Consider the following 258-nt stretch of genomic DNA (forward strand, 5'->3'; position numbering starts at 1 on the left):
CGGCCGTGATCGCCCTGACATTCATCGTGTTGCCGCCTTTACAGATGAGCCAGGAAAAAGTTTTGCCAGTGGACATACAACTTTTGCTGTAGTACTCTTTGGCTGTCTCTTTTTTATCCTCTTACACTATCTCTCTTCTGTATGGAGCAAAACATTAGTTGGTTTTGTCGCTGTGGGGTTAATTTTTTTAACAATGTTTTCACGTGTACTTCTTGGGGTACATTATCCTTCGGATACTTTAGGCGGCTTACTTTGGGG

Annotated in this window: 1 protein-coding gene; it reads left to right on the top strand. The window is 43.0% G+C overall.

Features of this window, described 5'->3' with window-relative positions; all coding sequences use genetic code 11:
- Positions 1-258: phosphatase PAP2 family protein (locus LI126_RS14875; RefSeq protein WP_227165698.1), on the top strand; the 258-nt coding region annotated here is incomplete at both ends.

It is taken from the genome of Mediterraneibacter sp. 210702-DFI.5.30, assembly GCF_020560115.1.
Classification (GTDB): Bacteria; Bacillota; Clostridia; order Lachnospirales; family Lachnospiraceae; genus Mediterraneibacter; species Mediterraneibacter faecis.